Here is a 14,142-nt window from a genome sequence, read left to right on the forward strand (position 1 = left end):
AGCCCTCGGGCTGGTTTTTTTATAAGTAGAAAACAGCGGTTCCCTAAAATGTCACATTAAAGTAACCCTATGTAATGGTGACTTAATTAATAAAAATAGAATTTAAGATTTTACTTTTTAATTAAAAATAGCGATAAGAAAAACTCAGCTTATATCGTTTTATTTTAATGGGATTTAATATTTGCATATTATGTAGCATCATAATTTCTTCACAATTGCTAATTTATTTACATATGTTTTCGTTGAAATAAAAAATAGTGGATATCATTGTGCTAAAATTGTTTTTGAAATAGAAAAACAATTATTTGTCACAAGGACCATTAAAATGAAAGCTTATATGATTATTCCTTTTTTTTCTTTTATCCTCACCGCATGCTCAACACCGGCAACTTCACTAAGTAATGAAGACCTTTGTGCCAAATTAGCCGAGGGTGAGTATTTTAAAAACAACTTTATTTGGGATCCTTCTTATAAAGAATACCAACAGAGAAAAGCGAAAGGGACTATTTCTGTCGATCAATGTGAAACCATCAAGGCAAAAAATATCGCTATTTTCACCCAGAAAGATGCTGAAGCGGAAGTGGAGTCAGACTAACCAGAGCAGCGCCGCTACTGAGCTTTCTCTCTAAGGCTGAGGCATTGCCATCATATGCATTGAAGTACCACCAGTGAGGATTAGGCCGTTTAAGCATACCCCCCAGGGGTAGTTGTCAGCTTAACTATGATTCACGCCAACTATCAGATTTTATTATTCTTAATAAAGAGAAGGAGTAGGAATAGACATTCAAAGATCTAAGTGAAGTTTACTTGATTAGAAAGTTTTTATTTTTATTATATGGTGATTGTTATATTACCAGCCGTTTTTTTTGCTAAGAAATTCAATAAGTTTTTTTGCGTGGAATGAAATATGCGAATTATAGGTTCGTCGCTGTTGTCTGCTTAAAATTAAAACCAGCCTTTGGGCTGGTTTTTTATATTGTCAGTATCCAGGTTGTAAATATATTACCGGTATTCGGCAGCCTGTAAATCCTGTTGTAAGCTGGCGACTATCTCAAATGAATACAAACGCGCCTGATGATCAAAAATCTGCCCATTTATCATTAATTCATCGGCTTGAGTTTCGCGTAATAATGACTGAAGCCCGTGCCGGACTTTATTTTTATCACCAATGATGGATAACCGCAGTGCCTGGTCGACACCAAACTGTTCGGCTGGCGAACAGATTTTCTCCATATCTGCCACTGGTGGCGGTAGCTGACCTGGTGTGCCTCGGTGCAGGCTGACAAACTGCTGCTGCATGGAGGTAAACAGGAAGCGGGCATCAGAATCACTGTCTGCGGCGACGACATTTACGCAAACAATGGCATAAGGTTTTGGCCACTGGGCGGAGGGTTGATAGTTTTCTCGGTACAGTTTGAGGGCCTGGAATAACATATCCGGCGCAAAATGTGAGGCAAAAGCAAAGGGCAGCCCCATTGCGGCCGCCAGTTGCGCGCTATACAGGCTGGAACCCAGCAACCATAGCGGAACATGTAAACCTTGCCCTGGGACGGCTTGTACTGCTTGCCCCGGTTGCGCGTTCGCAAAATAGTTTTGCAGTTCGCGAACATCAGAAGGGAAGTTATCTACCTCGCCAGACAGGTGGCGGCGTAGCGCCATCATGGTGCGCTGGTCACTGCCCGGGGCGCGCCCAAGGCCAAGGTCAATGCGGTCAGGATAAAGTGAGGCGAGGGTGCCAAACTGTTCGGCAATCACCAGCGGGGAATGGTTCGGTAGCATCACCCCCCCGGAGCCGACGCGAATGCGGTGGGTGCCGCCAGCAATGTAGCCAATCAACACCGAGGTCGCGGCGCTGGCAATACCGGTCATATTATGATGTTCAGCCAGCCAGTAGCGGTGATATCCCCACTTTTCAGCATGTTGAGCTAAGTCTAGCGAAGCATGAAATGCATCTCGCGGCGTTTTACCTTGTGCTATTGGTGATAAATCGAGAACCGAAAGCGGCACTGTCGTTTTGTCAGTTATAGGCATGTTGTTGTCATTCATAGAGTCGTCCATCTTAATATCATGTCGAGTCGCTTGAAGGGCGAACGCATTATCCCCTTACTGATTGAAGCTAATGGGATTATTCAGTTATAGCTGCATTAACCTATTCACAATGCAAAGCTATACCTATGAAAGCATAATCTAAATAGCTGTTACTGAAGGGGGAATAAATGCGGCGACAGCGGGATGGGGCGGTGCATGAGTCTGGGAATGCGGTTTAAGTAGCAGGGAGGGCGGTGCTGCTCTCCCTGTTTATGGGGTTACTGGCCAGTTATGGTACTAATTCCAATCCGGCAATTTGCTGCCAATAGCCGTTGCAATCTGCTTTATCGGCCAGAGTCAGTGGCTTCAACCCCGACTCATTCGCGCGGAACTGATCCATGACCGCCAAGGTTTCTTTGCTTTGCGGTGAAAGGCGCACAATATCCACCAACCCCTGCATGGACGTCAGCGAATTACCCAAGTTATAGCAATAGCCACTTTGGGTTTGAATGCCATTGAGGATAAAGACCTGCTGGTTTTCTTGTGACAGTACCGGGCGACCTTGCGGGTACTTAATGCAACAGGTTTCACACTCATCTTTGGCCCGATCTTCTGACCGCGCAGTGAAGCAGCGGGCAGAATATGCCAGCGGCAGATGGCCGTAACCCATGACCTCAACTTCAAACTGATGGCGAAATCCCAGTTCTTCACACTGTAGCAGCACATTTGCCAGCCAATCGCGTGAGAGTTCAACTGGCATACACCAACGCATCATGCCCTGACGATGTAAAATTCGCAGCGTATAGGCGTTGTAGCAGTTCAGCGCATGGCCAGCAACAAAGGGCAAACCGCGTTCAGCTGCCATATTTACCGCGCCCAAGTCATTGGCTTCCAACAAGAACTCGCCATTTTCCACGTAGCGCTTGAGTTCATTTAACTCTGATGGCGCTTGCAGCAGTGCCAGTGTGGATATCACCACCTGCTTGCCGCTGGTGGCGACTTCTTTGGCCAGCGCCAGCCAATCACCGACTTTCATTTCACGGCGTTTGGTACACACGTTCTCACCAAGATAAATGATGTCGGCGCTGCTGTTGGCGGCGGCCTGATAAAAATCTTCAATATCAGTTTTTGGCCAGTAATAGAGTACTGCGCCTAAGGCATACTTCATGTTTCCTCCGGCTACTGCCACTTACGATGATAAGCGCCCAGAGTGGTTTGGGTGCCTTCGGACATTGCGCCCAGTTGTGCCATCCACTCCGCTTTGGCGGAAAATTGCGTCGGATTGGCCAGATAGTGGTCAATTGCTTGTCGCCAGACTTTGGCAACCTGGCTGACATAAGCTGGACTGCGCTGGCGTCCTTCAATTTTCACCGAAGCAATATTGGCGGCAAATAATTCGGGTAGCAGTTCAAGGGTGTTAAGACTGGTCGGCTCCTCGAGTGCATGATAGCGCTGGTCATCGACCAGATAGCGGCCTTTGCACAATGTTGGGTAACCGGCATTTTCGTTATCTTCATAACGGTCGATTAGCACCTCATTGAGGCGAGATTCCATGCCTTGCGGGGTTTGTTGCCAGCGCACAAAGCGCGCCGGTGAGCAGGCACCGACGGTGTTGGGAGATTCGCCAGTCAAATAGGACGATAGATAGCAACGGCCTTCAGCCATAATGCACAAGCTGCCAAAGGCAAAGACTTCCAGGGGCACCGGGCTGGTACGTGACAGCTGTTTTACCTGATGCATGGACAGGACGCGCGGCAAAACCACCCGTGCCACATCAAAGTGGCGTTGATAGAAACGGATGGCTTCATCATTGGTGGCAGAGGCTTGCACCGAAACATGGCGCTCAACCTGTGGGTAACGTGTGGCTGCATATTCCAGCATGGCCAAATCAGCTAAAATTAGGGCATCCGCCCCCAGTTGCGCCGCCATATCCACTGCCCGTTGCCAGCGGGAATAGCCGCTAGGGTGGGCGAAGGTATTAATGGCGATATGTAATTTGCGCTTGCGGCTGTGTACGTAATTGACCGCTTCTTGTAGCTTTTTATCGGTGAAATTCAGTCCGGCAAAATGGCGGGCATTGGTATCATCTTTCAAGCCGATATAAACCGCATCAGCGCCGTTATCGATGGCAGCCTTTAAGGCGGGTAAATTGCCGGCAGGACACAGCAGCTCCATAGAATTTTCCCCATCCGAAGATGATATTGGCATGTTAGCTTTTGGTAGTTGAAGCTGCAGGAGATGGCCGGTGTTCATTTATTTGAATCACTTAACCTGAGTAAATTCATTAGGATTTATTCACGGCGGCCTATCTACAACGTCAATTACTTTGGGCATAGCGAGCGGCGATTTTAGTTAATCTGCTTTGAGCTGACCTTGATTTAAGGCAGTTTCTTTCGCATTGATGGCATTCTTCTGATATTTAGCCAATCTCTGATGCAAAATTTATTGATATAACGCGCTTTCCTATTTCACCAATGTGGCAAAATGCATTTATTCAGTATCACTTTTTATACCCTATAGCTTGAAAGATGATGGGTATATTGCCAAAAGGAGTCACAGCCTGTGTTGGAAAAACTACGAGCACATCTTGTGCGTCAAGGGCCGGCGCTGCTGCGGGGGCCGCTAAAATTGACGCCATTTGCCTTACAACGCCAGGTATTGGAACAAGTGCTGGGTTGGCAATTTCGCCAAGCACTGCTGGAGGGCGATCTGGAGTTTTTGGAGTCCCGCTGGCTAAAAATTGAAGTGCGCGACCTCGCATTGCAATGGTTTATGACGGTGGAAAACGGTAGGCTGGTGGTAAGCCAACAGGCTGAAGCTGATGTTAGCTTTAGTGGTGATGCCAACGATCTTATTTTGATCGCTGCCCGTAAAGAAGATCCGGATACGCTGTTTTTCCAGCGCCGGTTACGAATTGAAGGGGATACCGAATTGGGCCTGTATGTGAAAAACTTGATGGATGCTATCGAATTAGAATCTATGCCGACACTTTTGCGCGTTGGTCTGCAACAACTGGCTGAATTTATTGAAGCCGGTCAGCAAGAGGGTGCGGCGAGTCATTCCCGTACATTAGCATCGTGCTGATACGTGTAGAAATTCCAGTAGATGCGCCTGGGATAGACGCACTCTTGCGCCAAACATTCAAGCGCGATGATGAAGCCGAACTGGTGCAGCAATTGCGCGAAGACGGCTTACTGACGCTGGGGATAGTGGCGACAGATGATGAGGGCGGCGTGGTCGGTTATGCCGCTTTCAGCCCAGTTGAAGTGGGCGGAGAAGATCGTCAATGGGTCGCATTGGCTCCATTGGCGGTAGAAGAAAGCCTGCGCCGTCAGGGGCTGGCAGAGAAACTGGTGTATGAAGGTCTCGATTCTCTCAATGAATTTGGCTATGCCGCGGTGGTGGTATTAGGCGAACCTTCTTATTATCAGCGTTTTGGCTTTGTTCCCGCGGCGAGTCATCAATTAACTTGCCGGTGGCCGAATACTGAAGATGCTTTTCAGGTTTACGCGTTGGCAGAAGATGCACTGGCTGACACTGAGGGCGAAGTGGTATTTTCTGCCCCCTTTAATCGGTTTTAGTCAGTCACTTTTTATTGCTTATCGGCTTCTCGATGAGCAATGCTATCAATGAAGAAGGCTGGCTAATCACCAGCTGTTCTTTTTGTGGCTTACTGAGTTGTTTCACTCGATATTCCAGCTTCAATGCAGTGGAACGATCCCCGACCTCACAATGAAATACCAGCGCTAGCTCCCCTTTCCCTCTCAGGGCTTTGGCCCCTTTCCCGGCCTGATGCTGCATTAAGCGGCGGGTAACATCGGTGGTAATGCCGGTATACAGCATGCCAGTGGTGGTGCGCAGCAGATAGAGATGCCAAAGGCTATCCGACATAATTTTATTCCATTCCGGGGGTAGCGGTTCGGAACATTATTACTGGAATTCCATGTGGCATCCTGACTTTTTTATCTACTGGCACCTTATCTGGTTCAATCGCCCCGATTTTGCTCAATATAATGTTGAATAACATGAGCAAGTTGGCGGCTTATTTAGTCTTGGTTGCCAATTCGAAACGCGGTGAAACCAAGCCGTACAATGTCCATCCGAGGAAGGTCACAATAGCCCCCCAAGTCATGGCTTCCTGACCGGAGCTGTAGAGCGCATAGAAGCTATACATCGCGCCGATAAAGGCAATGATATTGGCTTTACGGGCTTTTGCTGGTGGCACATTGGCGGTCTTCTGAATAATCACCAGTGCGGCCATCGACAGAATATAAGGGATGATATTGGTCACAACGGCCAAATTGACCAGCACATTGAACTGTTTATTCAGTGATGGGCTAATGGTCATCAGGGACAGAACGCTCTGGATAACCACTATGGTTAGCATCCCTTTGATAGGGGCATCGGCTTTACTGACTTTAGCGAAAATTTTCGGGAAGAAACCTTCATCGGCAGAGGATTTAAACACCTGCGCGATGGTGAACTGCCAGCCCAGCAAAGAGCCAACACAGGACATAATCATCAATGCCATAATGATTTTACCCACTGCTGGGGTAAACATGTAGGCGAAGGCCAGGCCAAATGGCGCGGTAGAGTTAGCCAAATCCATATTAGGCACGATACCGGCGATGACATTGGTCGAAATGATGTAAATAACCGCAGCACCTAAAGTCCCACCCAATACCGCGATTGGAACATTACGTTCAGGGTTTTCTACGGTATCGGTGTTAGCACAGGCAGACTCAAGCCCCAGGAAAGCCCACAACGTCATGGAGATAGAAGATCCCACGGCTTCAAAAACGGGCAGGCCATGTGGGTTCCATGCGGCGATATAGGCTGAACCGCTAAACCAGAACCAACCAATAATAGAAATACCTACTACCGGGATAATGACCCCCCAGATAGTGACGCTACTTATTTGCCCGGTAATACGTGCGCCGCCGAAGTTAGCCACGGTGGCCAACCAGAGTACGCAGATGGTGGCAATTGAGATACCCAATGGGCTGAGGGTGGCACCTAATAATTCAGTCCCATACCCGACTGCCGAGATTGCAATGGCGATATTGGCAATAAGCAGTGACGCGCCATAGGTATAGTTGGCCATGAAGTTGCCGGATTTGCCGAAAGCATATTCTGCATAACCGCCCATCCCACCAGATTTACGGCTGAACATGCCGCATTGGGCAAAAGCATAAGCCAGTGCCATAGAACCGACTGCGGTGACTAACCATGAAACGATAGAAATCGTTCCAACTTCGGCGAGTTTGGTTGGCAGCATAATTATGCCCGACCCCATCATATTGACGGCGGTCAGAATAGTCAGCTGTACGACTCCCATCTTATTATTTTTTTTACTCATTTTTATTATCTCTTTTTAAATTTCAGAGACTGCGGGCGTAATTTACCCCCGCAGGTTTGAGTGTTATTTTTGGTGTTTTATAAATAAGTATTTATTATTGTTTCATCATATAGCCATATGCACGGTTCCATCCGTCTTCATCAACTTGTAAATAAACGCCTTGTAATTCAGGTGCAAATCCCGGTAATAAATTAATGCTTTCTTCAAGTGCCAGGAAATAACGTTGAGCCGCGCCGCCCCAAACTTCACCAGGGACAACACACAATACTCCCGGTGGATAAGGTAATGCGCCTTCTGCGGCAATACGACCTTCTGCTTTACACAATGGAACTAATTCGGCATGTCCACGGACGAATTCAATATTGGCATCCTGAGGATTCATCATGACTTTCGGGAAATATTGTTTACGGAACATTTCTTTTTGCAGCTGTTTAACATCATAGCTGACATAAAGGTCGTGCATTTCCTGACACAATTTCCCGATGGTATAACCTTGATAGCGAGTTTCATTATTACGATAAACTGTTGGTAATACATCGATGAGCAAAGCATCTTCTTTAATGAAACGTTCAAAACGGGCAATTTGCGCCACCAAATGTTGCATTTTCGCCAAGTCTTCTGCTGGCGTTAATAAGAACAGGATGGAGTTAAGGTCACATTTCTCTGGCACAATTCCATTTTCGCGCAGGAAATTAGCCAAAATAGTTGCTGGAATACCGGATGCAGTATATTCGCCAGTATTGGTATCAATGCCGGGTGTGGTTAATAATAACTTACAAGGGTCAACAAAATATTGTGATTCTTCATAGCCTTCGAAAGCATGCCATTTCTCACCGGGTATGAAATTAAAGAAACGCAAATCTTGAGCCATGACCTCGGTATCATATTCTTGCCAAGGTTTACCCTCCACAGTGACAGGAACAAAAGGTTTTATTAGGCTACAGGTATTTAAGAGCGTTTTGCGGGCTTCAATACCGGTTTTAACACAATCAAGCCACATACGTTGGCCGCTTTTACCCTCATGCATTTTCGCATTAATATCTAATGCGGCAAATAATGGATAAAATGGGCTGGTGGATGCATGTAGCATAAACGCATTATTAAAACGTTTGTGATTACAGTAACGATCCTGGCCTTTAATATGTTTATCTTTCTTATGAATTTGTGAGGTTTGTGAGAAACCGGCCTGTTGTTTATGTACTGATTGAGTAACGATAATACCGGGATCATTTTCATTCAGTTCAAGTAATAATGGTGAACAATCCTTCATCATTGGAATAAATTGCTCGTAACCCACCCATGCTGAGTCAAACAGAATATAGTCACAAAGATGGCCAATCTTATCCACCACTTGGCGGGCATTATAAATTGTGCCGTCATAGGTACCTAGTTGGATAATCGCCAGACGGAATGGACGTGCTTCGTTGGCACGTTCCGGAGCTACGCTACGTATTTGTTCTCGTAGGTATTTTTCTTCAAAACAGTGAGCATCAATTCCACCAATAAAGCCAAATGGGTTGCGGGCGGTTTCCAGATAGACTGGGGTAGCCCCGGCTTGAATCAGCGCGCCGTGGTGGTTGGATTTATGGTTGTTGCGGTCAAAGAGCACCAAGTCACCACGAGCTAATAGGGCATTGGTAGCAACTTTATTTGAAGCTGATGTTCCGTTCAGAACGAAATAGGTTTTATCGGCATTAAATACTTTCGCCGCATGTTTTTGCGCATCACAAGGTGCACCTTCGTGAATGAGTAAGTCACCTAATTTGACATCAGCATTACACATGTCAGAGCGGAAAATAGTTTCGCCATAGAAGTCAAAAAATTGACGGCCAGCGGGATGCTTACGGAAGAATTGTCCGCCCTGATGTCCTGGGCAAGCAAAGGTGGAATTACCCATTTCTACATATTTTTTTAATGTATTAAAGAAGGGTGGCAGCAACTCTTTTTCATATTTTTCTGCGGCTGATTCCAGTTGTTTACCATAAAAATCAGTATTATCACCACAAAGTTCAAATACCCCGTTTAATGAGGGTAATACATCAGTATTCAGTTCTTCTTCACAACAGACTGCGGCAAAAATAGGAATTTCAAGGCCCAAGGCATGAATGCTATCAATGACGCCATTATTGATATCTTGAACAGACAAAACGACAGCAGCAATATCTGTAAAATCCGTGTGTAAAACATCGACTATTTCTCGCTGCGATTCAAAGCAAGATATAGCTGATGTGCTTGCCGCAATATTCAACTTTTTCATTATAGGTTCTCTTTTATTTAGGATATATAAACCCGTCCAACATTTTCTACATTGGATTTAGTCGTTTAATAAATTTTATGTATAGCAGTCCATATCAATGAAATATTATTCATTAATAAATAGTCTGCTGTTCTGCGCAACACTATGGCCTAATTTTTAGGCGCAGTGATCCTTGTGTCATTCAGCATTGATGACAAAGGCGACATTAAATTTTTACGGGATAGCTATATTTCTGCTGAAAAACTAACAGCACCAGGTGATATCGATTGAGTAACAATCTGATAGTGTAAAATATTACCGAGTGTTAGTAGCTTTGGAAAAAGCAGATAATAGATAACATAACGCAAAGGCCAATAGCACTTTTCGTATCTGTTAAATATTATTTATAGACAATGACTATCCAATAAAAATGGATGTCATCGCAGGAAGGATATTATCTAAAGTGGAAATAGGAAAAGTTAAAATAACTACGGTGTGCGGGCATCATTAAATGTGTTGTCCGCCTTATATGCGCCATTTTCTTGTTGTTATTTTCCATTTGTGTAAGGTCTCTGTTTTTTTAAACAATTTTTTGTTTTAAACAAGATTTTCGTTTTAAACAGTAATTTAGAAAAACTAACTGATGGCGGCTATTTTAGTCATAACACTTATTCATTCCGTGACTTAGGTCATGTTTTTTGTCTCTTTTAAAATGCATCTTGACTAAAATATGAATAAATAGCCTGTTATATTCATAATTAACGGTATTTATTCAAAACTGTACTGTATATTATGCAAAACAGTTGGCGGGTATTTAACACGGCAGATACATTGGCAGGTTAATATAAGCAATGAGAGCGGATTCTTAATAGCGTTTGTATTTTATTTGTTAATCAAAAATCATTTGTTACATTCTCATTTATACGGAAATCTTGCATATAAATTCACATTTATCTTATGTGGTAAATGATAACTAAATCACATTATTAGGTGCTTTATCGCCATATTCACGATTATCAGGAAGGATATGCTGGGATTGTTCTCTTGATTAGATATAAGTGTGGTGAAAGAGGGGCAACAGGGTGCCCCAATATGAATAAAATCAACTGAAAAGCGGTAAGTCACTGCGGATTAAGGGAATTTCTACCTGTATAACCTGCTGCTGGCGGGTTAATTCGATAGATAATATCTCGCCATTATTTTCTACCCTGACCTGTGACAATGGGTTACTGCTGTTCATATCAAACACGCAGGTTACCTGGGTCTCCGGTTGGCGGTTACGTAAAATTAAATAGCTAATATCACGTACTGATGGGTTGGCGGGTGCCAATCCCTGAAATAACGTGCCCTCAGCGGCTAGCCATAGTGAAAGCGGGCGCGCAGCAGTTTGATAACCACACTGGGTTACCCCATTGAGCTGCCGGGCAGTAATTTGATGCAGATATTGCATTGGCCCATTGTCACTGAAGCTGGCACTTTCCCCCACCGATTCCATTGCCACTCCGTCAATATGCAGAGCCCAATCGCACTGTTGCTGATGGGGGTTGGCGATACTGCTGATATCAATAATGGCATCTTCCAGCCATAAAATGCGGCGGCGGAATTTAACATCACGATAAGCTGCGGTGTCCCATTGCACCTGGGTATGGCTATCCAGTTTTGGGGCTTTTTTAGCCCAATCTACCTCTGTATCTAACCAACTGAAGTTTGCAGATTGATGCCAGTTATGAATAACCGGTATTGCTGGCGGCTGATTGGCCTGATTAATGCTGATGGTATTGTGGCTGGCGCTGTTTTTGTAGTAACCGTAATGCAACTGCGCACCATAGCCGGTAGTGCCTAAATCCGGCAGGATCTCTTGGTTTTGCTCAAACAGAATTAAATTCAGTCGATCATAATGATCGTGTTCACCCCCATAAGGGCTGTGTTTTACCAGTAAAGCTCGGCCAGATTGTGGTTGGCGAAAAATGGTCAACCCACAATCTGGGGCATGCAATGTATCTGTTGGAATGATAGCAACCTTTTGTGGCGGCAATTCTTCAACGCCATACAACAGGGCATCCAAATTTAGCCGGGGTTGCTGGTGATAAATATGGTGCAGGGCGGCGGCATATTCATCATTTCCATAAGTTTTAAATGCAAACTCATACAAATGGGCATGATCAAGTTGCTCCTGCCCGGCGGTGCAATCATTGATGCGGGGGAACGTGCCATCTGGCATCAACAGTTTGAGAGGGAAACTGAGCATATCGCGATAGTAAGGTAAGGTCAGCAGACTATAGCTGCTGCCCGCCGCCAATTTTTCAAATGACCAAAAACCTTGCAGGGCGTAAAAGTGATAATGCACCGAGCCCTCAAACCATAGCCCTTCATTGAATAGCCCATGCTCCAACTGATAACGCAGGCCATAATCAGCATTAACAGCAAACTCGATATAGTGTTCTTCAGCCAAAATCAGGCCGATTACTGCAATCGCGCTACTGATTTTAACTTCATGGTTATGTAACTGACGGGTGCGGTGTTGCATGAGGAAATCAGCACCTGTGCGCAATAAGCGCCCGGCAATACAGTCGCGTTGTTCCTGGCTGAGGGTGTCGGCGATAAAATCATAACCCAGTGCAAAATCAAGCAGACAATTGGCTTCACACAATGTTTGCGCATTAGCTTTGCCCGGCCCATTGTACGGGATGCCGCCATGAACTTGATAATCTGGATAATAGCGAGCATAGCTCAGCAAGATATCCCGCACTTTATTGAAATAGATTAGCTCGCCAGTTAATTGCCACAACAACCCTAACTGATTACAGGCCTTGGCATTCAGGCCATTGAGTGCCCGCCACCAGGCCCCGTCATAGGGTTCACCACTCAATAACTGAGAATCTACCGGGCACCGATGTTGGGTCGGAGAGTTGCGATCCCACTCCAGCCGCACACCGTGGTCGGGGCAATAATAATAATGGTTCCAGGTGGCGATACCGGTGGCTGGGACGAGTATTTCCGCGTCCAGAACCACCTGATTCTCGGCAATCAGGGCCGCAATAATCCCCGGCTGCTGTACTGCACTGTCTTGTTGTTGCACAACCCGCTGGCGAATTTTAGCCATCTGCTTGTCAGTAAACTGCTTCATTTCTGGTCTGTCCTCGGCGCTATCCTTTGTATTGGGATAGCGGCTTATTTTTGTGTTATCGGGTAGAGCAGGATTTCAACAGCATCTGGATATTTGGCGATAAGATATTGCGCTTTTTGTTTAAAATCAGGATCTTCTGGATAAGCGCGAGCCGCTGTAATCATATTGACCAAGGCTTTTTTATCTTGCATACCATCCAGGTCTTTATAGGGCCAGGCTTGGTCGGTATTGATAAAACTGGCCACATATTGATAGCCTTTTTTCAGACTGTGTTCGTCCAAACTAAAGTTCCAAATATCTTTGTCAGCCACTTCACCAAGGCGGCCCAGCTTGTTATAGGCCTCCAGATGGAAATTGCTGTAATGCCACGGGCGGGTGCGCTCCAGCTCGGCATTTTGCCGGCCTTGCATATCAAAATGTGATGGAATTCGGCGCAGCTGTGTTATTTCCAGGCGTTTTTGCGCGGCGGCTTTTTGGTCACTGAAAAGTGCAAAAGAGGCGGCTTGGGCATCAAAGTAAGTGCCGTGGTTATTGTGCCAATTATCCTCTTCGAAACCGTTTTGGCTGGTGTTCATCCATTGGTAAAAATCTTGGTACCAAAGTTTGATAGCTTGATAGTCGGCAGGGGTGAGGACATTGGCCGGTTGTATTAATTCAACGGCATCAATTACATCTACTAATGCCCGACTATCAATCAAGCCAATACCACGGCCTTCATTAATGCCAGGGATTGCTTGAGCATATTGCAGATTTGGGTTCATGCGGGTGTTTGGATTGACGAACCAGTTGACCAATTGATCTCGCGCTTTCTCGGCATACTCGAGCTTGCCGGTAAAGCTATAAGCTAGCGCCAGGTAATAGACATCTTCGCTGAAGCTGTTCATGCGCTTTTTATCCGTCGCGTCACTGTTGGCCGCTGGATTTGTTTCGCCGTCTTTGCGCAAATAAGGCATGCCATCTTCCTTACTTGGGTCTGGCCACCAATAAGGCGGGAAGCTGTAATAGTCGTGTTTATCCCCACTGGCTGCTAACAGACTTTTATCCATGACAGAGTAAAGTGGCTTTTTTAATGCTTTATCCGCCTTAGCTATCAGATTTTTATAGGATTTTTCATACAGCGGGTTGTTTTGCTTAATCTGCTCAATGCTGTAGTTGATATCATCCATTTTTAATAATAATGGGTGACTCTCAGCCGCATAAATAAATGGCGAAGACCCCAGAAGAATAGCCAGTAATATGTTTTTTTTACTCGAAATTTTCATTATTACTTTCCTTATTCTTTATGATTTATAGGACTTAAAATAAAGCAGCGAGGTTTGTTAGGTTAATTATTTATGTTTGCTTTATAAAAAAATCAGTCTAATAAAAATAATATTTTAAATATTATTTCAC

Annotated in this window: 12 protein-coding genes; 3 read left to right on the forward strand and 9 right to left on the reverse strand. The window is 45.2% G+C overall.

What is annotated here, in order from left to right; all coding sequences use genetic code 11:
• The first annotated feature begins 325 nt into the window (after nt 1-325).
• Entirely contained in the window at nt 326-595 is a 270-nt protein-coding gene (locus YROHD0001_RS13395) for a hypothetical protein (RefSeq protein ID WP_004713714.1), read from the forward strand.
• 407 nt (nt 596-1,002) lie between these two features.
• Here the strand turns inward: YROHD0001_RS13395 and YROHD0001_RS13390 are convergent, their stop codons facing one another.
• The 3 genes from YROHD0001_RS13390 to ubiU form a co-directional block, all read right to left on the reverse strand.
• On the reverse strand, nt 1,003-2,058 hold the full coding sequence (locus YROHD0001_RS13390) for a luciferase-like monooxygenase (protein ID WP_032816254.1): 1,056 nt from the start codon (nt 2,056-2,058) through the stop codon (nt 1,003-1,005).
• 259 nt (nt 2,059-2,317) lie between these two features.
• Nucleotides 2,318-3,196: a U32 family peptidase gene (locus YROHD0001_RS13385; protein WP_004713716.1), complete on the reverse strand. Its 879-nt coding sequence runs from the start codon at nt 3,194-3,196 to the stop codon at nt 2,318-2,320.
• An 11-nt stretch (nt 3,197-3,207) separates the two neighbouring features.
• Nucleotides 3,208-4,203 (reverse strand): ubiquinone anaerobic biosynthesis protein UbiU, encoded by a 996-nt coding sequence (gene ubiU, locus YROHD0001_RS13380; RefSeq protein WP_004713717.1) that lies wholly within the window; start codon nt 4,201-4,203, stop codon nt 3,208-3,210.
• Between the two features lie 387 nt (nt 4,204-4,590).
• Here ubiU and ubiT point away from each other — a divergent pair, with 387 nt between their 5' ends.
• Together ubiT and YROHD0001_RS13370 are read left to right on the forward strand one after the other, a co-directional pair.
• Nucleotides 4,591-5,112: a ubiquinone anaerobic biosynthesis accessory factor UbiT gene (ubiT, locus tag YROHD0001_RS13375; protein WP_032816256.1), complete on the forward strand. Its 522-nt coding sequence runs from the start codon at nt 4,591-4,593 to the stop codon at nt 5,110-5,112.
• Nucleotides 5,106-5,609 (forward strand): GNAT family N-acetyltransferase, encoded by a 504-nt coding sequence (locus tag YROHD0001_RS13370; protein ID WP_032816258.1) that lies wholly within the window; start codon nt 5,106-5,108, stop codon nt 5,607-5,609. Before ubiT ends, YROHD0001_RS13370 begins: the two co-directional genes overlap by 7 nt.
• A gap of 4 nt (nt 5,610-5,613) precedes the next feature.
• Here YROHD0001_RS13370 and YROHD0001_RS13365 read toward each other — a convergent pair whose 3' ends face one another.
• From YROHD0001_RS13365 to YROHD0001_RS13345, 6 genes are all read right to left on the reverse strand, one after another.
• Nucleotides 5,614-5,919 carry a GIY-YIG nuclease family protein gene (locus YROHD0001_RS13365; RefSeq protein WP_004713721.1) on the reverse strand — a complete coding sequence of 102 codons (306 nt, stop codon included), beginning with the start codon at nt 5,917-5,919 and terminating at the stop codon, nt 5,614-5,616.
• 151 nt (nt 5,920-6,070) lie between these two features.
• Nucleotides 6,071-7,387, reverse strand: a complete 1,317-nt coding sequence (potE, locus tag YROHD0001_RS13360) for a putrescine-ornithine antiporter (protein ID WP_004713722.1) — start codon at nt 7,385-7,387, stop codon at nt 6,071-6,073.
• Nucleotides 7,388-7,481: 94 nt separating this feature from the next.
• Nucleotides 7,482-9,644, reverse strand: coding sequence for an ornithine decarboxylase SpeF (gene speF / locus YROHD0001_RS13355; RefSeq protein ID WP_004713723.1), 2,163 nt, complete (start codon nt 9,642-9,644; stop codon nt 7,482-7,484).
• A gap of 433 nt (nt 9,645-10,077) precedes the next feature.
• The gene (gene speFL / locus YROHD0001_RS20415) at nt 10,078-10,182 is read right to left on the reverse strand and encodes a leader peptide SpeFL (RefSeq protein WP_115155778.1); all 105 of its coding nucleotides are present in this window, start codon (nt 10,180-10,182) and stop codon (nt 10,078-10,080) included.
• Nucleotides 10,183-10,725: 543 nt separating this feature from the next.
• Nucleotides 10,726-12,750 (reverse strand): heparinase II/III domain-containing protein, encoded by a 2,025-nt coding sequence (locus tag YROHD0001_RS13350; protein WP_004713724.1) that lies wholly within the window; start codon nt 12,748-12,750, stop codon nt 10,726-10,728.
• A gap of 44 nt (nt 12,751-12,794) precedes the next feature.
• Complete coding sequence (locus YROHD0001_RS13345) at nt 12,795-14,012, reverse strand: alginate lyase family protein (protein WP_004713726.1); 1,218 nt, start codon at nt 14,010-14,012, stop codon at nt 12,795-12,797.
• Nucleotides 14,013-14,142: the final 130 nt, after the last annotated feature.

Source organism: Yersinia rohdei ATCC 43380 (assembly GCF_000173775.1).
Lineage (GTDB): Bacteria > Pseudomonadota > Gammaproteobacteria > Enterobacterales > Enterobacteriaceae > Yersinia > Yersinia rohdei.

Coding starts and splice junctions, on each gene's coding strand:
- YROHD0001_RS13350 (WP_004713724.1), bottom strand. CDS start 12,750: ATGAAGCAGTTTACTGACAAGCAGATGGCTAAAATTCGCCAGCGGGTT.
- YROHD0001_RS13345 (WP_004713726.1), bottom strand. CDS start 14,012: ATGAAAATTTCGAGTAAAAAAAACATATTACTGGCTATTCTTCTGGGG.
- YROHD0001_RS13365 (WP_004713721.1), bottom strand. CDS start 5,919: ATGTCGGATAGCCTTTGGCATCTCTATCTGCTGCGCACCACCACTGGC.
- speFL (WP_115155778.1), bottom strand. CDS start 10,182: ATGGAAAATAACAACAAGAAAATGGCGCATATAAGGCGGACAACACAT.
- YROHD0001_RS13395 (WP_004713714.1), top strand. CDS start 326: ATGAAAGCTTATATGATTATTCCTTTTTTTTCTTTTATCCTCACCGCA.
- potE (WP_004713722.1), bottom strand. CDS start 7,387: ATGAGTAAAAAAAATAATAAGATGGGAGTCGTACAGCTGACTATTCTG.
- ubiU (WP_004713717.1), bottom strand. CDS start 4,203: ATGGAGCTGCTGTGTCCTGCCGGCAATTTACCCGCCTTAAAGGCTGCC.
- speF (WP_004713723.1), bottom strand. CDS start 9,644: ATGAAAAAGTTGAATATTGCGGCAAGCACATCAGCTATATCTTGCTTT.
- YROHD0001_RS13385 (WP_004713716.1), bottom strand. CDS start 3,196: ATGAAGTATGCCTTAGGCGCAGTACTCTATTACTGGCCAAAAACTGAT.
- YROHD0001_RS13390 (WP_032816254.1), bottom strand. CDS start 2,058: ATGGACGACTCTATGAATGACAACAACATGCCTATAACTGACAAAACG.